Source organism: Thermoactinospora rubra (genome assembly GCF_002093975.1).
Lineage (GTDB): Bacteria > Actinomycetota > Actinomycetes > Streptosporangiales > Streptosporangiaceae > Nonomuraea > Nonomuraea rubra_A.
The window spans coordinates 53,318-70,984 of the sequence record NZ_MSZZ01000054.1 but is presented as its reverse complement, the minus strand read 5'-3'; the positions used below and the strand labels follow the sequence as shown (position 1 = coordinate 70,984).

The window sequence follows — 17,667 nt, the reverse complement described above, 5'->3', positions numbered from 1 at the left end:
CATGATGTGGCCAGCGGCTTCCGCACGAGGATGAAAAAGGTTCATTGATGCATGGTCTTGGGACCTGTCGAGTTCGACGATCGAAAGGCAAGCCAGATCTTGGGGAAGTTTCGTAGCGACGCGAGTATTCGCCAGCTCCGGAATTGAAGTTCCAGCATATTGCGGTGACCGGCACACACGTCGCCGCACCAGCACAAGTACGGCGTGGCGTTCCGCGGTGCAGAAGGCCGTGACTTCGGCGTGACCCACTCCGAGGAAGAAGCCGCCGGGGCCGCCGTGCGCGGCCAGCCTGTCACGCAGATCGCCCGTGAGCTCGGCGCCGTCGGTGCCGAATCCTCGCATTGACAGGGGAGGCCGAGAGGAGCCTCGCTCGCATTGCCTTTGGCCGCCTCGGTGCGAGTATCAACGATCAGGAGGTTCGGCTACTGACCTGCGGTCTCTACCGCAGGGTGGTTGCTTGGTGGGCAACCGTGGGCCGCCGGTCGCGAGATGTACGCGGGGTGGACCAGGAGGCGTTTCTACGCCTGGCGGAGTACCTAGGCGCCAGGGCTGGCGTCATGGGTTTCGCCGCTCGAGGAGCGCTCCCTCCCCGCGCCCGAACGAAGTCGAAGCGCCCTGGTGCTCATCGCGTCAACGATCGCCGCCCGCTGGAGCGAGCCGGATGGCGGGCTCACACCGCACGTCGACGCCCGGCGGCGGGCTCCGCGCGCCACTCGCCAGAGCACCCGCGGCCGCATGATGCTTCGTGGCGGCGCGAGCCTCGGCGATCGCCGTCTCACGCTCACGGTCGGCGAGCGATGTCGCGATCAGCAAGCGCGTCTTGCCGGCCTCGTACGGCATGCCGAGCCGCCGGAACGCCGCAAGGGCCGCTTCCAGCGAGGCGATCGCGTCCGGGCGGTCCGCGGCGGCGCGGAGACGGCCAAGGGCACGGTGAGCGCGTGCCCTCATCAGGTGTGAGTCGACGCGGGAGGCCAGCTCCGCAAGCCGTTCGGCGCACGCGGCGGCATCGGCCAGGGCGCCGCGGGCGATGCAGCCTCGACCAGGAGTTCGCAGAGCGCGGCGTACTCCAGCGAGCCGTCCTCGGCTTCTGCCAGCCGGCGCGCGAGGACGACCGCGGTCGCGCCCGGCTCACCGCGGGCGAGATGGACGGCGCCGATCACGCGCCGTGGCGGGGCGGTCCTCGTAACCCTTCAGGAGCCGCACCGCCTCCTCGGTGCGTCCCTGGGCCAGCCGCAGTTCGGCGAGCCTCGCAAGCGCCTCGGCGTGCAGCGCCGGTTCCGCCCCCTTGCCGACCTCGAGCGCGGCCTTGAGCTCCCGTTCGGCCTCCGCCCACCTGCCTGTGGCGAACAGGACGCCGCCGTAGTGGGTACGGCAGGTCGTATAGAGGTGCGGGGAGCCGAAGCGGCGGTTGAACCCGTCTGCCGCCCCGACCCACTGGGCGGCCCTCCGAACGTCGCCGCCTCGATCGCAGGACGCCACGGTGCGGCAGCTGACCAGCACGACCGTGTCGAGGTCGGCGCCCTCCCCGGCGAGCGCGCCCGCCATCGCCTCCTCGAGGAGCGCGATACCCTCTTCGACCTGGCCCGTCGAGACCAGGGCGGCACTGAGCTCGCTCTTGGTGCAGAGCTCGAGGTCGGAGCCGGCGGTCGCCCGCGCGACGGCCAGGGCCTGGCGCGCGTGGAGCTCAGCCTCCCGAGGGCGCCCGCTCTCGTTGGCGACGTAGGCTCGGGCGAGCTCGACCCAGCCCTTGAGCCCCGCGGCGCCGAGGTCCTCCACCAGGCTCGCGGCGCGCTCACACCACCCGCGGGACGCGGCTTCGTTACCGAGGATCATGCGGTAGCCGAGGCAGAGGTAGAAGGCCGCCAGGACGGCCTGCTCCGCGTCGCGACGCCGCCGGAAATCGGCATAGGCGCGCTCCCAGTGGCGGATCGCGGCCTCAGGGTGCCCAGCCACTGAAGCGCGACGCCGAGGCCGAAACGCGCCTCGCCCGCCTCCCCCACGCGCGAGGACGGCCTCGAAGGCCTCCTTGGCGGCCGGCCATTCACCGACCCGCATCGCCTCCTGCGCCTCACGCAGAAGGACCTCGGCCTCCGCCGTACGGCCCACAAGGCCCATCGTAGGTCGCCGGCTGCCCGTGCTCACCGCGGCGCGTACTCAGCCCATCGAAGCCTGAATGGCACGGGGCGACTGGTCGTCAGGGGTGGTGGGCTCGCGGGTGCCCGGATGGCGCTTGGGGTGCGCGGTCCCTTCGGCGGCCGTCAGCCGAGCTGTTCGGCCAGCCCGACGATGATGCCCTCGGGGCCGCGGACGTAGCAGAGCCGATAGCTGTCCTCGTACTGTGCCACCTCGCCGACGAGCTCGGCGCCGTGGGCGCGCAGGCGGGCGACGACGTCCTCGATGTCGTCGACGGCGAACATGATGCGGCGAATCCCCAGCGTGTTCACCGGCGCGTCCTCCGGCACGGCCCTGATCGCCTTCGGCGTGTGGAACTTCGCCAGCTCGATGCGGCCGCGGCCGTCCGGGGTGCGCAGCATGGCGATGTCCTGGCGGACGTCGTCGATCCCGATGACGCGCTCCACCCACCGTCCCTCGACGGGCGCCTTGCCCTCCAGCTCCATGCCGAGTTCGACGAAGAACGCGATGACAGCGTCAAGGTCGTCGACAACGATGAGGACGTTGTCCATCCGCTGGATCGTCATGCTGAGGCCTCCTTGGTGTGGAACGGCGGTGTGGTACGGCGATGCGGTACGGCCGGCGCCCGCATCTGCCCTGAGACGGAGCCGCCATGCCATTCCCGACATCCTCTTCGACGACCTCGTGACCACGTGAGCGTGGACGCGCAAGCGGCTCGTCAACGAGGACGGCATCGGTGAGGGCCGTCCGGGACGGTGACGAGCCCGCCTTCGTAGGCGGCGATGACGAGCTGGGCCCGGTCTCGGGCGTGCAGCTTGGCCAGGAGGCGGCCGATGTGGGTCTTGACCGTGCCGACGGTGAGATGAAGGTGCTCGGCGATCTCCGAGTTGGACATGCCCTTGCCGATGAGCGTGAGCACCTCGCGCTCGCGTTGGGTGATGTCGTTGAGGTCGCGCACGAGCGGGGCGGGGTGCGGGCGTTGCAGGAACTCGGCGATGAGCCGACGGGTCACGGTGGGCGCGAGCAATGCCTCGCCGGAGGCGACGATGTGGATGGCGGCCAGGAGCTCGGCCGCCGTGGCGCTCTTGAGAAGGAAGCCGCTGGCACCGGCCCGGAGCGACGCATACACGTATTCGTCCAGGTCGAACGTGGTGAGGATCAGCACGCGGACCCCGGCGCTGTCCGGGTCGGCGCAGATACGCCGTGTCGCCTCGATGCCGTCCATGTCGGGCATCCGCACGTCCATGAGGACGACGTCGGGTCGCCGCCGGCGGGCCAGGAGCACGGCTTCGGCGCCGGTGCCCGCCTCGCCCACGGTGGCCAGTCCCGGTGTGGCGTCGATGAGGACCTTGAGGCTGTCGCGTATCAAGACCTGGTCCTCGGCGAGCACGACGCGGATGGGCGGAGACGGGGAAGAGCTGTCGATCGTCATGCCTTGGCGCCGCTCGGGTCGTAGGGCAGCCGGGCCGACACGCGAAAGCCGCCTTCAGGCCGGCGCCCCGCGCTGAACGTGCCTCCGTACATCTTGGCCCGTTCACGCATGCCGATCAGGCCGTGCCCGCCGTACCCGCTGTGCCCCGCTCGCGGCGGCCGGCCATGGATGGGACCGTCGTCGACGACCTCGATCACCGCTTCCCGCCCGTCGACGTCCACGGTGACCGAGCAGCGGGTGGGCGCGGCGTGGGTGACGACGTTGGTCAGGGCCTGTTGCACGATCCGGTACACCGACACCGCGACCGCGGGCGGCACCGCCGTCTCCTGGCGGACGGTCAGGTTCACATCGACCCCGGCCGAGCGGGCGTGGGCGGCCAGCTCGGGCAGGTCCGCCATGCCGGGGACGGGCAGATGGGCCTGCTGGGGATCGCCGTCGGAGCGCAGCAGGTCGAGCACTCGGTGGATCTCGGTGAGCGTGCTCCGGCTGGTCTGCTCGATGACGGCCAGCGCCGCGCGTACCTCCTGGGGCCGGGCCTCGGCGACGTGGTTGGCCACGGTGGCCTTGACGGCGATCAGGCTCATGCTGTGGCCGATCACGTCATGCAGCTCCCGGGCGATGCGCCTGCGTTCGTCGGTCACCGCGGCCTCGGCGAGGTGCCGGACGAGGCGGGCGGTCGTGTCCCGCTTCCAGCGGACGGCCGTCCCGATGGCCCATGCGGCGGTCAGCAGGACACAGATCGCCCCGATCTCGACCGGCCAGTACGGCGGCAGCTCGCTGGGCTGCGCCGCAGGGGCGAGCCCGGGGAGCACTCGCGCGTAGAAGACCAGGACCGCGGCCACCGCGCCGGACGCGCACGCCGCCAGCGCCGCCGCCGACCATCCGGCCGCGGTGGTGGCGGCCACCAGGTACAGCACGAGCACCGTCGGCACGAACGACACCCAGATCGCGCCCGCCGCGACGGCGCCGGCGACCGTCGCCAGCACGGCCGCGGCGCACGCGAGAGCGAGCATGGCCCGCGGCCGGCGCCGCCGTACCGCGATCGGAAAGCTCATGATCGCGGCGACCGGCCAGGCCGACCAGGCGGGCCACCACGACGACGGCCCCGGCGGGTCGACGATGGCGTACCCGACGACCAGCGCCACGATGACCGCCGTCGCCGCGTCGGCGACGGCCCATCCACCGAGCCGCCGAGCCCACTGCATGACGGGCATGACGGGAAGGTATCGCCTCACCGGAGCATCCGGCATCTGCCTACGGTCAGACATCCGCCTCCGCCCGGGGTCGTACCACCGGCTCGTGCCCGCCGGCCAAGATGCGCCCCGAGCCAGACGCGCTCCCGCCGCACCGCCCGTCACCATCCTGGTGCGCCCGGCATTCCGGGCCGCGCAGACACCGAGAAGAGGGGCAGGACCACATGAAGGCCGAGCTTCGCTCGCGAATCACACGATGGCGGCAGGCCGACGCGGAGCGACGCGCCGCCAACGCCGCGGCCGCCCAGAGCCGGCAACACCCGTTTCCCGGACGATGGGTCGGCGCCATCTCGCTGATCGGCGGCCCCGCCCTGCTCATGACCGGGATCCTGCTCCGCGCCCGGTTCCATTTCTTCTTCCCCGACCAGCTCGCCGCCTACACCCGTCACCCCGCCCTCATCACCGCCGCCTACACCTGCTTCGCCTCCGGAATCGTGCTGCTGTGGCCGGCGGTCATGACGCTGGCGCAATGGGTCGCCGCCACCAGCCCGCTGTGGGGACTGTGGGGCGGCTGTCTGGTGATCACCGGCCTGTTCACCCGAACCTTCCAGTTCGGCACCGATCACCTGGCCTTCCACCTGACCGACAGCTTCGGCCTGCAAGCCATGGTCGACGGCATCGACGACTACTACCTGGCATGGCGGGACACGCGCTGGCATCCGTTCAGGGCGCTGTCGGGACCCGCCTTCTTCGGCTGGGTGGTACTGGCCGTCGGCGCCTACCGCTCCGGCGCGCTGGGGCTGGGCCGCTCGGTCGCGCTCGGCCTGATGTCGCTGCTCGCGCTCGGGACGCTCAAGGGCACCCAGATCCCGCAGTCCATCATCGCCGCGGGCGGCCTCTGCATCGCATTCATCCCCCTTGGCATCGCCCAGCTGCGCGGCGGCCCCCCGCCGAGCAGGCGCGCCATGCTGTGGCTCGTCGTCCTCATCGCCGGACACATCGTCGGTACGGCCTGGGGCCCGAGGGGATGAGGATCCGGGTCGCCCCCGACGCTCCCGCGCTTGAGACGGCCGGCACTCCCTCAGGAAAGGCCCTTCCTGCTGATCGGGAGGGGCCTTTGGATCCCGTACGGCAGCAGCGAGGGAGACGGTCACGGGCGGCCGGCGTGCGGGGCCGGGGCGCGGGCGATGCGGACCTGGCCGGTCCCCGGGCCGATGGTGAGCCGCTCGATGTTGCTCTCGAACCCCTCCTGCACGCGCCAGTCGGCCGCCAGCATGAACAGCGTGCGGCCGTCCTCGCCGCCGAGCGTGCACGCGAACCCGGCACGGTCCAGCGGGATCGTCTCCAGCACCGCGCCGCCCTCGGCGACGCGCAGGCACGCCGGGCCGGTCTCGGTCCAACTCGGCGTCCACACCGCGCCCTCCGCGTCGAGCACGATGCCGTCGGCCATCACCGGCGCCCACACGCGCCGGTCGGACAGGCTTCCGTCCGGGCCGATGTCGAAGGCGGTGAGGGTGGCGGCGAACGATTCGGCGACGATCAGCGTGGAACCGTCCGGGGTGATCGCCATCCCGTTGGGGAAGGCCAGGCCCTCGGCGACCCGCCGCGCCGTCCCGTCCGGGGTGACCAGCGCGACGAACCCGGGCGCCTGGCCCTCGGCGGGGTGGAAGTCGCAGCCGCCGTTGACGTAGATGTTGCCGCGGCCGTCCACGACGATCTCGTTCAGGCTCGCCCCGAGGCCGCTCAGGTCGGCGTGCTCGACCAGCGACCCGTCCGGCTCCTGGCGCAGGATCAGGCATTCCGGCCCGGCGACCACGAGCAGCCGCCCGTCCGGCAGCCAGTCGATCGAGAACGGGATCGTGGTCGGCACCTTGACCATCACCTCGGCGTTGCCGGCCAGGTCGACGGCGAGCACCTCGGCGGCGCCCCAGTTCGACAGCCACAGCCGGCCCTCGTGCCAGCGCGCCGACTCGCCGATCTTCAATCCCGACAGCAGGACGTCGTCCATCGTGCGTCCCCTTTCGTCAGAGACCGTGGTACGGAGCCTTCACCTCCTACACGAACGGCAACCGCCCGGATCGACACCGGCGGGCTCTTGATTTCCGCCGGCCCTCCGTGACCCCGATCCGCCGACGTTTCCCAGGACACCAGACCGGGGAGGTGTCGCCCGTTAGCGGATGCCGGGAAACGCCGGGAAACCGGGAGACCGGGAGACACGGAGGTACCGATGGGGACGCCAGACGCTCCCTCGCGCCGGCACGGCCGGCCCGAGCCCGTGCACGCCGGCATGGCCGGCACGATCGACGTGGGCGGTGACCTGACGGTCAACCGTCTGGGCTTCGGCGCGATGCGGCTCACCGGCGAGGGCATCTGGGGCCCGCCCGCCGACCGCGGCGAGGCGAAGGCGGTGTTGCGCCGCGCGATCGAGCTCGGCGTGAACTTCATCGACACCGCCGACTCCTACGGCCCCCACGTCAGCGAGGAGCTCATCGCCGAGGCGCTCCACCCGTACCCGGACGATCTCGTGATCGCGACCAAGGGCGGCCTTGAGCGTACTGGGCCTGGACGGTGGCCGGTCAACGGCCGGCCGGAGCACCTGATCGAGGCCTGCGAGGGAAGCCTGCGGCGGCTCAGGCTCGACCGGATTCCGCTCTACCAGTTCCACCGGCCCGACCCGGCGGTGCCGCTGGAGGACTCGATCGGCGCGCTCGTCACGCTCAGGGAGCAGGGCAAGATCCGGCACATCGGCCTGTCCAACGTCACCGAGGAGCAGCTGCGGCGCGCGCAGCGGCTCACCCCCGTCGTGTCGATCCAGAACCGCTACAACCTCGGCGATCGCAGGTCGGAGTCGCTGGTCGACCTGTGCGAGCAGGAGGGGATGGCCTTCCTGCCGTGGGCGCCGATCCAGGACCTCGGCGGCAACCGGCTCGTGGCCGAGATCGCGCGGCGCCACGGCGTGACGCCGCGGCAGGTCGTGCTCGCCTGGCTGCTGGCCCGGTCGCCGTCGATGCTGCCGATCCCGGGCACCGGATCGGTGTCACACCTGGAGGACAACGTCGCCGCCGCGGCGATCAGGCTGTCCGCCGCCGAGGTCGCCTCCCTGACCGTCGAGGCCGGCTGATAAGCGGCGTCGCCCAGCCCAGCGCGGTCACCGCTTCGGGACGAGATCGGCCTCGACGTGCACCTCGACCTCGTCGTTGAGCTTGAGCGCGCCGAAGAACGCCGAATAGGGCCGGATCCCCCACCGGGACTGCACGACGGTGGCCGAGCCGCGGGCGCGGTCCTCCGACAGCGAGCCCTGCACCGTGACGGGGCGCGTCACGCCGACGATGGTGAGATCCCCTTCGACGCGGAACGACTCCGCGGTCCCCTCGACCCGTGCCGACCGGAACGTGATCGCCGGGTGCCGGTCGCTGTGCAGGATCTTCTCGCGAATGATCTTCTCGATGTCCTGGCGGTCGGAGCCGGTCAGCGGCTTGACGCCGCCGGTTCCCTCGCGGACCGCCAGCGATCCGGCGTCGATCTCGACGCTCACCGAGCAGGCGGCCGGGTCGGCGGGGTCGAGCGTGGCCTCGCCGCGCCAGCGGGTGGCCTCGATGGTGAGGTCGTGCCCGGCCTTCGCGCCGAACCCGGTGCGTGTCGTCTTGACCAGGAGCCGCCCGGACTCGGGCCCCAGCGTGTAGCTGCCAGCGGTGATGCCCATCCCGCCAGGCTAGCCCGCGGCCGGGCGCGAGCGGCAGGCGCCTTCGGGGAGCTCTTCCGGCCTGTCCTTTTGGTGCCAGTCGGGTAACCCCATGAACCCCGGGGAGATCCTCGACGTGCGAGTAGGTGGCACTTCGGCTGCCGATGCTCCCCCTGCTCCAGCTCCCCGGGATGGGGGCCCGGGGAGCTGGAGCCCGTTCATTCGGCGGCTAGCCGCTCTGCCTCCTCATGCAGCGCCGCGATCAGGACGAGCTCGAGACGGAGCTCGGCGAGGTCGGGCGCCGCGAGGCCGTCGACGACCTGCATGGTGGGCCTCCCTGATGGTGAGACGCCTCACGAGTCACAGCGGTTTACTGCTTTCCCCGCAAAAGTGATGATTGCCGCTGTCGTGATGAAGGCGATCCAGTACGGCCCAGCAAGCCCCAAAGCGCGCGCCAGGAAGCCGCCGAGCAGGGTGCCGGCGGCCATGCCCGTCACGTCGAGGAGGCTGTAGGCGCCCTTCACCCGCCCCTGGAGCCGGTCGGGCACCGACCGCTGGCGCACCGTGGCGACGACCGCGCCCCACACCATGGCGTGGACGCTGAACACCACCAGTGTCGCCCCGGCCACCCAGGCGTTCGTGGTGATCGCCAGGACGAGGTGGGTGCCGCATTCGACGAGGAGCCCGGTTCGCAGGAGTACGGCGGGGCGGAAGGCGGCCTGGAGCCGCGGCGCCACGACGGAGCCGGCGAGGGCCCCGACGCCGGAGGACGTCAGCAGGATCCCGAACCCGGCGTCGCTCACGCCCAGCCGTTCCTTGGCGTACAGGACGAAAGTGGCGAAGGCAGCGAAGAAGGGGACCTGCATGGCGCCCATGGTCAGCGCCAGGGTGCGGAGGGTGCGGTGGCGCCACAGCCAGCGGACGCCCTCCCGGATGTCGGCCACCAGAGCGCCGGCGCCGCTGGCGGAGGAACGGTGTGCGGTCGCGGGGGGCTTCATCGTCCAGGCCGCGAGGGCGGCGATGACGAAGGTGGCCGCGTTGAGCCCGAAGGGCGCGGCGGCGGCCACCGCGAACAGCCAGGCGCCGAACGGCTTGGCCAGCCACATGTTGATCACCGTGAACGTCGCCTCCAGCCGGGCGTTCGCCTGCGGCAGCAGCTCGGACGGCACGATCGAGGGCAGCCGCCCGGCCGCCGCGGTGTCCGCGAGCGTCTCGCACGCGCCGAGGACGAAGAACACGGCATACAGGACGGGGATCGAGACCGTGCCCATCAGGACGGCCAGGGCGAGAGCCGCCATGACCGCCCCGCGGGCGAGGTCGGCCAGGAGGATGAGCCGGCGGCGGTCGACCCGGTCCGCGACGGCGCCGCCGGCGAGCGAGAACACCAGCCACGGCAGCTGGTGCGCCAGTCCGGCGCCGGCGACCAGCACCGGGTCGCCGGTGAGGGTGGAGACGAGCAGGGGACCGGCGGCCATGGTGACGCCGTCGCCCAGGTTGGAGACCGCGCTGGCGGTCCACAGCTTGTGGAAGTCCGCGCCCAGACGCGCGGATACGGAGGCACGCAAAGAAAGCTCCTGTGCTGGCGGGATCTGTCAACAGGTCCGCGTCTGCTCCGGAGCTGATGGACGGGAAGGGTCTACAGCGCCGAAGCCGGGACCTTCGCCATGCACATGAGGGACCTCCTCGCGTGCCGTGTCGTTCACGGTGACGCTAGGCCGGCCCGATCTTCCGGGGCAACCCGTTATTCGGCGCCGGTCGCAGGGGGAGAGGTCTTGAAGCGTTCCCAGGCGGACTGCCGCGACATGGACAGCGCCGCCCCGATGCGCTCCCAGCTGATGTTGCGCGACCGCAGGTGCGCCACCCAGTCGCGCAGGTTGTCCTCGATCTGCCGCTGGACGGCGACGATGTTGGGCAGGTGGTTGAGGATCTCCTCGTCGCTCATGGTCTCCCACATGGGCAGCTTGGGCTGGGAGGTGGACGAGGCGAGCCGTTCGGAGTCCAGGATCTCGGTGCACAGGCCGACGCAGCGGTCGCAGATGAAGACGCCGGGCCCGGCGATCAGTTTTTCGACGTCGGCGGCTTTGCTCTGGCAGAACGAGCAGCGCATGCTGTCTTTGTCAAGCATGGCCTGACACTAGTCCGTCAGGCTCGGCCTGACAAGACATCCGGAGCGTCGCGCGCTCCGCGGCGATGCGGCCGCGCAGGATGAGGTAGGCGTCGAGGAGCTTGGCGTAGGCGGCGCGGGCCTGGTCGTACTGGTCGGCGCAGGCCGCGATGCGCTCGGGCTCGCCCTCCAGCTCGGCCTCGAGCAGCAGCGCCTGTGCCTGGTCGACGATGTCCTGCGCCCTCATGCGGGTACGGCGGAGCAAGGCGGAGCACTCCTCGAGTTCCGCAAGGCGCGCCGAAGAGACGATGTGCTCGGCTGAGCGCACCAGACTGCTTCCCATGACCGACACCTCCCCTGTCAAGGTTGCCTGAGTGTAGACGCGCGATGTTCTCGCCCGGATCACCCCGGCAGGGCAGGGGGTAGGGCACTGTTCCCCCCCGGGTTGGTTCTCTTCGCCCGGGAGGGAAAACACCAGTCCTGAAGCCCGTTCTGGCGCCTGGCCAAGTAGATGAAGTGCCACGATAGCAGGACTTTTCCACTTAAGTCGGGGATGGGCATTTCCTAGAAAAACCCGGTACGCCAAGGCATCCAAACGGTCCCGTGAAGCGACGATGTAGTTACATACTGAAGTCACGCAGAAACGTAAGGTGACGGGGCGCGCTGTGGCTGGTTGGCCGGATGACTCTCAAGCGGATCGCACAGGACCTCAAGCGGATCACACAGAACGGGCACGGGCAACGGCGGACGTCAGCCCTGACGCGGTCGACGTCAGCATCGTCATCCCCGTCCACAACTGCCAGCCGTACCTGGACAGGTGCCTGACCGCGGCGCTCGTCCAGCGGGTGAAGAAGGAGATCGTGGTCGTCGACGACGGCTCCACCGACGGCGGCGGCGAGCTGCTCGACCTGTACGCCTCCTACCACCGCGGCATCGTCAAGGTCGTCCACCTGGAGCACTCCGGCTTCCCCGGCCGCCCGCGCAACGTGGGGCTGGAGCACGCCACGGGCCGGTACGTCTTCTTCTGCGACGCCGACGACTACCTCGGCGAGGAGGCGCTGGAGCGGATGGTGGCGGTCGCCGACCGCAACGGCTCCGACATCGTCCTGGGCCGGGTCGCGGGGCACGGCCGCAGGGCGCCGGTCTCGATGTTCCAGCGCAACGCCGAGCGCGTGACGCTGGCCGACAGCATGGTCTACAACAGCCTCAGCTGCTGGAAGCTGTTCCGCAGGGACATGCTGGAGCGGCACGGCATCAGGTTCGGCGAGGACCAGCGGGTGGGGGAGGACCTGCTGTTCACCGTCCACGCCTACTGCCACGCCGAGACCATCTCGGTGGTCGCCGACTACGACTGCTACCACCTGGTCGCCAGGCCCGACGGCAGCAGCATCATGCAGCAGCCGGGCAGCCGCGACCCGCTCGCCTGGCTGTCCATGATCAGGAAGCCGATCGAGCTCATGGCCGCCCACGTCGCGCCCGGCCCGCTGCGCGACCACCTGCTGCGCCGCCACTTCAGGCTGGACGTCTTCGCCCAGCTCGGCGGGCCGTTCCTGGCGGCCGACGGGGTGCGGCGCAAGGAGATCACGGCGGAGGTGGCCGCGCTGTGCGACCAGTGGCTGACCCCCGGCGTGCGGGAGCGGCTGACCTCGGCGGACCGGCAGCGGCTGGCCGCCCTGGCGGACATCGACCGGCTGGTACGGCTGGCCCAGATCGAGGCCGCGGCCCTGCGGCGGCGCCTGACCGGCCTGCGCTGGGAGGGCGACAAGCTGGTGGTCTCCGGTACGGCGTCGCTGGCCGGGATGGCCGACCACGACGGGGTCACGCTGGTGCTGCGTGCCAGGAACGAGCACGGGCGCGAGCTCGTCGTGCCGGCCCAGCGCGACGGGGAGTCGTTCACGGCCCGCCTGGAGCCGGGCGAGCTGGCCTCCGGGGTATGGGACGTGCTGGTGGCCGTGGAGCTGGAGGGCGTGCAGCGGCTCGGCAGGCTGGGCGCCGACCGCGAGGCCGAGCTGCGCTGCCCGTCCCCGCGGCTCGTGGGCGAGGTGGTGGCGCTGCCGTACTTCACCAGGACGGGCGGGAACCTCAGCCTCGACGTAGGCGGGCACGTGCTGAGCGTGCCGGGCAGCGCGCGGATCACCAGGGCGCGCTGGGCGTTCGGGCACCGGCTGGCGCTCGACGGGCAGGTCACGGTGACCGGGGCCGCGCCCGCCGCCTCGGCCGTGCGGCAGCTGGTGTGGCGCGAGCGCAGCACCGGCCACGAGCGGGTGGAGCGCGTGGTGGGGCTGCCCGGCGGCGGGTTCGCCGCCCGCCCGGCGGTCGGGCGGCTGACGCCGGGCACCTGGGACGCCTACATCGAGCTGCAGCTGGGCGGGCCGCCCGCGCGCTTCAGGATCGAGACGGCCGCGCGCACGGTGGCCGAGCGGCGGCGCTGGTGGCACGGGCCCGCCCTGCGGTCGGTCCGGCCGTACGCGACCTCGGGCAAGGGACGGCTGAGCACGGTGGTGCGGGCGATGACGCCCCGGGTGATCCTCCGGCGGATTTTCCGCTAGTTGCCACCAGTTTGCAGGTGCAATGTCATGACCTAAGGTAGGTGCGTGCACGTACCTGATGGGTTCTTCACCGCCGCCGTCTCCGTCTCCACCGGGGTCGTGGCCGCCGCGGGCGTGGCCGTCTGCCTGCGTGGCGCCCGGCGCGAGCTCGACGACCGCACCGCGCCGATGGCCGGGCTCGTGGCGGCGTTCATCTTCGCCGTGCAGATGCTCAACTTCCCCGTCGCCGCCGGGACCAGCGGCCACCTGCTGGGCGGCGCGCTGGCGGCGATACTCGTCGGCCCCTATACGGGCGTGTTGTGCATGGCCGTGGTCCTGCTGGTGCAGGCGCTGTTCTTCGCCGACGGGGGGCTGACGGCCCTCGGCGTCAACATCACGCTCATGGGCCTGGTCACGGTGCTGGTCGGCTGGGCGGTGTTCCGCGCGGTCACCAGGGTGGCCCGCGGCAAGGGCGCGATCACCGTGGCGTCCTTCCTGGCCGCGCTGCTGTCGGTGCCCGCCTCGGCGCTGGCGTTCACGGTGCTGTTCTGGCTGGGCGGCACCGCCCCGATCGACGTGGCGTCCGTGGCGGCCGCGATGGGCGGCGTGCATGTGCTCATCGGCATCGGCGAGGGCCTGATCACCGCGGTGACCGTCGGCACCGTGCTGGCCGTCCGGCCCGACCTGGTGTACGGCTACCGCGGCCTGGCCCCCGCCCTGGTGCTGCGCGGCGCCGAGGGCAGCGTCACGGTCGGCGACGCCCCCGCTCCCGCGCGCTCGGGCGGAGCGGGGCCGTTCCTCCTCGGCGGGCTGGGCGTCACGCTCATCCTGGCCAGCGTGGTGTCCTACTTCGCCTCCTCCCACCCCGACGGCCTGGAGTACGTCGCCGAGCAGCAGGGCTTCATCGACCGGGCCACCGACCACCTGCTGGCCTCCTGGGGCCTGGCCGAGTACGGCGAGGTCAAAGGCGTCCCGCTGTGGATCGTGGGCATCGTGGGCGTGGGCATCACGCTGCTGATCGCGAGCGGCCTGGCCTACGCCGCCCGCCGCAGGGCGACGGCTGACACGTAGATGGGCACCCACCACCAGCTCTACCGGCCGGGCGACTCGGTCGTGCACCGGCTGCCGCCGCAGTGCAAGCTGGTGGCGGTGTTCGCCTTCGCGATCGTGGTGGTCGCCACGCCCAGGGAGCGGATGTGGGCGTTCGGCCTCTACGCGGTGCTGCTGGGCGTGGTCGCGGCGCTGGCGCGGGTGCCCCTGCCGTACATCCTGCGGCGCCTGGTGATCGAGGTGCCGTTCGTGCTGTTCGCCTTCCTCATCCCGGTCATCGGGCTCGGCGAGCGCACGACCGTGCTGGGGGTCTCGCTGAGCGTGCCGGGGCTGTGGGCGGCGTGGAACATCCTGGCCAAGGCGACGCTCGGCGTCGTCGCCTCGATCCTGCTGGCCGCCACGACCGAGCCGCGCACGCTCCTGCTGGGCGCCCAGCGGCTGCGCGTGCCCACGCTGCTGGTGCAGATCGCCATGTTCATGCTCCGCTACATGGACGTGATCGTGGACGAGATGCGGCGCATGCGCGTCGCCCGGGAGTCGCGCGGGTTCGAGGCGCGCAACGTGCGGCACATCCCCGTGGTCGCCCGCTCGGCCGGGGCGCTGTTCATCCGCTCCTACGAGCGCGGCGAGCGCGTGCACCTGGCCATGCTGAGCCGCGGATACACAGGTCAGCTGCCGGTCCTGCAGGAAATGTCGGCCTCTGCACGACAATGGCTGGTAGCAGCGGCGCTTCCGGCCGCCGCGGCAGCCGTCCTGGGGATCGCATTGTGAAGTCGTTGGAAGTCAGCCGCCTCGCCTACGCCTATCCCGACGGGACGCAGGCGCTGTTCGGCGTGGACCTGGTCATCGAGCGCGGCGAGCGCGTGGCGCTGCTGGGGCCGAACGGCGCGGGCAAGACCACGCTGGTCATGCACCTCAACGGCATCCTGACGCCGGGGCACGGCACCGTCGCGGTGGCGGGCACGCCGGTGCGCAAGGACACGCTCAAGCAGGTACGGCAGCGCGTCGGCCTGGTCTTCCAGGACCCCGACGACCAGCTGTTCATGCCGACCGTGCGCGACGACGTGGCCTTCGGCCCGGCCAACATGGGCGTCAGGGGCGAGGAGCTGGAGCGCCGCGTCAAGGACGCGCTGGAGCGGGTGGGCATGCTGGAGGCGATCGACCGGCCGCCGCACCACCTGTCCTTCGGCCAGCGGCGCCGCGTGGCGGTGGCGACCGTGCTGGCGATGGAGCCGGAGATTCTCGTGCTGGACGAGCCGTCGTCCAACCTGGATCCGGCGGCCCGCCGCGAGCTCGCCGAGATCCTGCGCTCGCTGGACGTCACACTGCTCATGGTGACCCACGACCTGCCGTACGCTCTGGAGCTGTGTGAGCGCTCGCTCATCCTGTCCGACGGGGTGATCGCCGCCGACGGGCCCACGCGCGAGCTGCTCGCCGACGCGGAGCTGCTGGCGCGTCACCGGCTGGAGCTGCCGTACGGCTTCGCCATCCCGGCGCCGGGGGCGTAGTTTGTAACAGTCCTGCACCGGGGGATGTCGCAGTACAGTGACCTTCGGGAGGGGTCCGCATGAAGCTGCGCCTGAAACGGCACTCGATGGGCGACGCCGTCGTTGTGGCCGTCGAGGGTGAGCTCGACCTGTTCACCGCCCCCTTCCTGCGCGACGAGGTGCGCGAGGCCATCAAGCAGGACGGCGCGCGGCTCGTGCTGGACCTGCAGCAGCTGTCGTTCATGGACTCCAGCGGGCTGTCGGTGCTGATCGAGGCCTGGCGGCTGGCCACCGGGGAGGGCGGCGACGTGTCGCTGGCCGCGCCGCAGGCGCCCGTGGCCAGGATCCTGCGCACCACCGGCCTGGACCGCCGCATCAAGGTCTACGCCGACGTCGACACCGCCGTGGGTGAGATTTAACCCACCCCGAGTAGAACTTCATTCGGTTGTCGCATTAGGGTTCGGTCCATGGACGTAAACGGTGCAGCAGCAATCATCTCCGGCGGGGCGAGCGGCCTGGGCGAGGCGACCGCGCGCGAGCTGGCCGCCCACGGGATGACCGTGGTCATCGCCGACCTCAACGAGGAGCGCGGCAAGGCGATCGCCGACGAGATCGGCGGGGTCTTCGTCAAGACCGACGTGTCGGACGAGGAGCAGGTCCAGGTGGCTGTGGACGCGGCGGTCGCGACCGGCAAGCCGCTGCGCGTCGTGGTCAACAGCGCCGGCATCGGCTGGGCCGAGCGGACCGTCAACCGCGAGGGGCAGCCGCACAGCCTGGCCTCCTTCCGCAAGGTGATCGACGTCAACCTGATCGGCACGTTCAACCTCATGCGCATCGCGGCGGCGGCCATCGCCAAGACCGAGCCGGTCAGCGAGGACGGGCACCGCGGCGTGGTCGTCAACACCGCCTCCGTGGCCGCGCTGGAGGGCCAGACCGGCCAGCTGGCCTACTCCGCCTCCAAGGGCGGCATCGTGGGCATGACCGTCCCGGCCGCGCGCGACCTGTCGGCGATCGGCGTCCGCGTCAACACCATCTGCCCCGGCATCATCGACACGCCCATCTACGGCTTCTCGCCCAACGCCGAGGAGTTCAAGGCCAAGCTCGTCGCGCCCGTCGTCTTCCCCAAGCGCATGGGCCGGCCCGACGAGTTCGCCCACCTGGTGCGCATGCTCATCGAGAACGACTACATGAACGCCGAGGTCATCCGCTTCGACGGCGGCATCCGCTTCCAGCCCAAGTGAGGTCCCGTGTCCGACTCTCAGTCTGACCCTCGGTCCGACGAGGTCCTGGTCGAGGTGAGCGACGGCGTCGCCGTCCTGACCATCAACAGGCCCCAGGCGCGCAACGCCGTCAACGGCGCGGTCGCCCGGGGCATCGCCGCCGCGCTGGACTCCCTGGAGGAGCGCGCCGACGTCGCGGCCTACGTCCTGACCGGCGCGGGCGGCACCTTCTCCGCCGGCATGGACCTCAAGGGCTTCCTCGCCGGGGACTTCCCCGTCGTGGCGGGCCGCGGTTTCGGCGGCATCACCGAGGCGCCGCCGCGCAAGCCCATCGTGGCGGCCGTCGAGGGGTACGCCCTGGCGGGCGGCTTCGAGCTCGTGCTCGCCTGCGACGTCGTGGTGGCCTCCGCCGAGGCCAAGTTCGGCCTGCCCGAGCCCAAACGCGGCCTGGTGGCCGGGGCGGGCGGCGTCATGCGGCTGCCGCGCCGCATCCCCTACCACGTCGCCATGGAGATCGCCCTGACCGGCGACCACTACCCGGCCTCCCGGCTGTATGAGCTGGGCCTGGTCAACCGCGTCACCGAGCCGGGCAAGGCCCTGGAGGGCGCGCTGGAGCTGGCCAGGAAGATCGCGGCCAACGCGCCGCTCGCGCTCAGGGCGACCAAGCAGGTGATCGTCGAGTCCCAGGACTGGTCGCTGGAGGAGATGTTCGCCAAGCAACGGAAGATCATCGATCCGGTGTTCGGCTCCAAGGACGCCATGGAGGGCGCGGCGGCCTTCGCCGAGAAGCGCGCCCCCCAGTGGAAGGGCGAATAGGCCCCGCGGCATGAGCCCCTCC

Annotated in this window: 20 protein-coding genes; 9 read left to right on the top strand and 11 right to left on the bottom strand. The window is 71.4% G+C overall.

Translation table 11 applies throughout. From position 1 onward, the window contains the following. The 6 genes from BSB02_RS41690 to BSB02_RS32620 form a co-directional block, all read right to left on the bottom strand. Window positions 1-342 (bottom strand): hypothetical protein (locus BSB02_RS41690; RefSeq protein ID WP_206185011.1); only part of this gene is annotated, 342 nt, incomplete at its 3' end. Between the two features lie 288 nt (window positions 343-630). Then, window positions 631-948: a hypothetical protein gene (locus BSB02_RS32645; RefSeq protein ID WP_084964830.1), complete on the bottom strand. Its 318-nt coding sequence runs from the start codon at window positions 946-948 to the stop codon at window positions 631-633. 180 nt (window positions 949-1,128) lie between these two features. Then, complete coding sequence (locus BSB02_RS32635) at window positions 1,129-1,953, bottom strand: tetratricopeptide repeat protein (RefSeq protein ID WP_143591433.1); 825 nt, start codon at window positions 1,951-1,953, stop codon at window positions 1,129-1,131. Between the two features lie 305 nt (window positions 1,954-2,258). Further along, complete coding sequence (locus BSB02_RS32630; RefSeq protein WP_084964842.1) at window positions 2,259-2,684, bottom strand: VOC family protein; 426 nt, start codon at window positions 2,682-2,684, stop codon at window positions 2,259-2,261. Between the two features lie 167 nt (window positions 2,685-2,851). Continuing rightward, the gene (locus BSB02_RS32625; RefSeq protein ID WP_084964827.1) at window positions 2,852-3,565 is read right to left on the bottom strand and encodes a response regulator; all 714 of its coding nucleotides are present in this window, start codon (window positions 3,563-3,565) and stop codon (window positions 2,852-2,854) included. After that, complete coding sequence (locus tag BSB02_RS32620; protein WP_143591431.1) at window positions 3,562-4,779, bottom strand: sensor histidine kinase; 1,218 nt, start codon at window positions 4,777-4,779, stop codon at window positions 3,562-3,564. Before BSB02_RS32620 ends, BSB02_RS32625 begins: the two co-directional genes overlap by 4 nt. A 203-nt stretch (window positions 4,780-4,982) precedes the next feature. Here BSB02_RS32620 and BSB02_RS32615 point away from each other — a divergent pair, with 203 nt between their 5' ends. Further along, complete coding sequence (locus BSB02_RS32615) at window positions 4,983-5,789, top strand: hypothetical protein (RefSeq protein ID WP_206185010.1); 807 nt, start codon at window positions 4,983-4,985, stop codon at window positions 5,787-5,789. Between the two features lie 119 nt (window positions 5,790-5,908). Here BSB02_RS32615 and BSB02_RS32610 read toward each other — a convergent pair whose 3' ends face one another. Next, the gene (locus BSB02_RS32610) at window positions 5,909-6,766 is read right to left on the bottom strand and encodes an SMP-30/gluconolactonase/LRE family protein (RefSeq protein ID WP_084964826.1); all 858 of its coding nucleotides are present in this window, start codon (window positions 6,764-6,766) and stop codon (window positions 5,909-5,911) included. Between the two features lie 219 nt (window positions 6,767-6,985). Between BSB02_RS32610 and BSB02_RS32605 the strand changes: the two genes are divergently transcribed. After that, entirely contained in the window at window positions 6,986-7,879 is an 894-nt protein-coding gene (locus tag BSB02_RS32605; protein WP_420855901.1) for an aldo/keto reductase, read from the top strand. Between the two features lie 27 nt (window positions 7,880-7,906). Here the strand turns inward: BSB02_RS32605 and BSB02_RS32600 are convergent, their stop codons facing one another. The 4 genes from BSB02_RS32600 to BSB02_RS32585 all read right to left on the bottom strand — a co-directional run bounded on the left by BSB02_RS32600 (window position 7,907) and on the right by BSB02_RS32585 (window position 10,887). Further along, window positions 7,907-8,461 (bottom strand): YceI family protein, encoded by a 555-nt coding sequence (locus BSB02_RS32600; protein ID WP_084964825.1) that lies wholly within the window; start codon window positions 8,459-8,461, stop codon window positions 7,907-7,909. A 332-nt stretch (window positions 8,462-8,793) separates the two neighbouring features. Then, window positions 8,794-10,005: an MFS transporter gene (locus tag BSB02_RS32595; RefSeq protein ID WP_084964824.1), complete on the bottom strand. Its 1,212-nt coding sequence runs from the start codon at window positions 10,003-10,005 to the stop codon at window positions 8,794-8,796. A gap of 176 nt (window positions 10,006-10,181) precedes the next feature. Further along, a complete protein-coding gene (locus tag BSB02_RS32590; RefSeq protein WP_084964823.1) occupies window positions 10,182-10,565 on the bottom strand; it encodes a ClpX C4-type zinc finger protein in 384 nt (127 codons plus the stop codon). Continuing rightward, the gene (locus tag BSB02_RS32585) at window positions 10,558-10,887 is read right to left on the bottom strand and encodes a hypothetical protein (RefSeq protein ID WP_143591430.1); all 330 of its coding nucleotides are present in this window, start codon (window positions 10,885-10,887) and stop codon (window positions 10,558-10,560) included. Before BSB02_RS32585 ends, BSB02_RS32590 begins: the two co-directional genes overlap by 8 nt. A gap of 307 nt (window positions 10,888-11,194) precedes the next feature. On the opposite strand from BSB02_RS32585, the gene BSB02_RS32580 reads away from it, so the two are divergent. From BSB02_RS32580 to BSB02_RS32550, 7 genes are read left to right on the top strand one after another with little or no spacing between them, the layout of a single operon-like run. Next, window positions 11,195-13,093 (top strand): glycosyltransferase, encoded by a 1,899-nt coding sequence (locus BSB02_RS32580; protein WP_084964821.1) that lies wholly within the window; start codon window positions 11,195-11,197, stop codon window positions 13,091-13,093. A 45-nt stretch (window positions 13,094-13,138) separates the two neighbouring features. Further along, window positions 13,139-14,143: an energy-coupling factor ABC transporter permease gene (locus BSB02_RS32575; RefSeq protein WP_084964820.1), complete on the top strand. Its 1,005-nt coding sequence runs from the start codon at window positions 13,139-13,141 to the stop codon at window positions 14,141-14,143. Continuing rightward, complete coding sequence (gene cbiQ / locus BSB02_RS32570) at window positions 14,144-14,893, top strand: cobalt ECF transporter T component CbiQ (protein WP_084964819.1); 750 nt, start codon at window positions 14,144-14,146, stop codon at window positions 14,891-14,893. Continuing rightward, a complete protein-coding gene (locus BSB02_RS32565; protein ID WP_084964818.1) occupies window positions 14,890-15,630 on the top strand; it encodes an energy-coupling factor ABC transporter ATP-binding protein in 741 nt (246 codons plus the stop codon). The genes cbiQ and BSB02_RS32565 overlap by 4 nt, the downstream gene beginning before the upstream one ends. Before the next feature lie 59 nt (window positions 15,631-15,689). Next, on the top strand, window positions 15,690-16,028 hold the full coding sequence (locus tag BSB02_RS32560; RefSeq protein ID WP_084964817.1) for an STAS domain-containing protein: 339 nt from the start codon (window positions 15,690-15,692) through the stop codon (window positions 16,026-16,028). 48 nt (window positions 16,029-16,076) lie between these two features. Next, window positions 16,077-16,850, top strand: a complete 774-nt coding sequence (locus tag BSB02_RS32555) for an SDR family oxidoreductase (RefSeq protein ID WP_084964816.1) — start codon at window positions 16,077-16,079, stop codon at window positions 16,848-16,850. A 6-nt stretch (window positions 16,851-16,856) separates the two neighbouring features. Continuing rightward, window positions 16,857-17,645: a crotonase/enoyl-CoA hydratase family protein gene (locus tag BSB02_RS32550; RefSeq protein ID WP_084964815.1), complete on the top strand. Its 789-nt coding sequence runs from the start codon at window positions 16,857-16,859 to the stop codon at window positions 17,643-17,645. Window positions 17,646-17,667: the final 22 nt, after the last annotated feature.

Bases quoted from the DNA above. Each gene is read 5' to 3' on its own strand.
- BSB02_RS32645 (WP_084964830.1), bottom strand. From the start codon at position 948: ATGAGGGCACGCGCTCACCGTGCCCTTGGCCGTCTCCGCGCCGCCGCG.
- BSB02_RS32630 (WP_084964842.1), bottom strand. From the start codon at position 2,684: ATGGACAACGTCCTCATCGTTGTCGACGACCTTGACGCTGTCATCGCG.
- BSB02_RS32625 (WP_084964827.1), bottom strand. From the start codon at position 3,565: ATGACGATCGACAGCTCTTCCCCGTCTCCGCCCATCCGCGTCGTGCTC.
- BSB02_RS32620 (WP_143591431.1), bottom strand. From the start codon at position 4,779: ATGCCCGTCATGCAGTGGGCTCGGCGGCTCGGTGGATGGGCCGTCGCC.
- BSB02_RS32615 (WP_206185010.1), top strand. From the start codon at position 4,983: ATGAAGGCCGAGCTTCGCTCGCGAATCACACGATGGCGGCAGGCCGAC.
- BSB02_RS32610 (WP_084964826.1), bottom strand. From the start codon at position 6,766: ATGGACGACGTCCTGCTGTCGGGATTGAAGATCGGCGAGTCGGCGCGC.
- BSB02_RS32605 (WP_420855901.1), top strand. From the start codon at position 6,986: ATGGGGACGCCAGACGCTCCCTCGCGCCGGCACGGCCGGCCCGAGCCC.
- BSB02_RS32600 (WP_084964825.1), bottom strand. From the start codon at position 8,461: ATGGGCATCACCGCTGGCAGCTACACGCTGGGGCCCGAGTCCGGGCGG.
- BSB02_RS32590 (WP_084964823.1), bottom strand. From the start codon at position 10,565: ATGCTTGACAAAGACAGCATGCGCTGCTCGTTCTGCCAGAGCAAAGCC.
- BSB02_RS32585 (WP_143591430.1), bottom strand. From the start codon at position 10,887: ATGGGAAGCAGTCTGGTGCGCTCAGCCGAGCACATCGTCTCTTCGGCG.
- cbiQ (WP_084964819.1), top strand. From the start codon at position 14,144: ATGGGCACCCACCACCAGCTCTACCGGCCGGGCGACTCGGTCGTGCAC.
- BSB02_RS32560 (WP_084964817.1), top strand. From the start codon at position 15,690: ATGAAGCTGCGCCTGAAACGGCACTCGATGGGCGACGCCGTCGTTGTG.
- BSB02_RS32555 (WP_084964816.1), top strand. From the start codon at position 16,077: ATGGACGTAAACGGTGCAGCAGCAATCATCTCCGGCGGGGCGAGCGGC.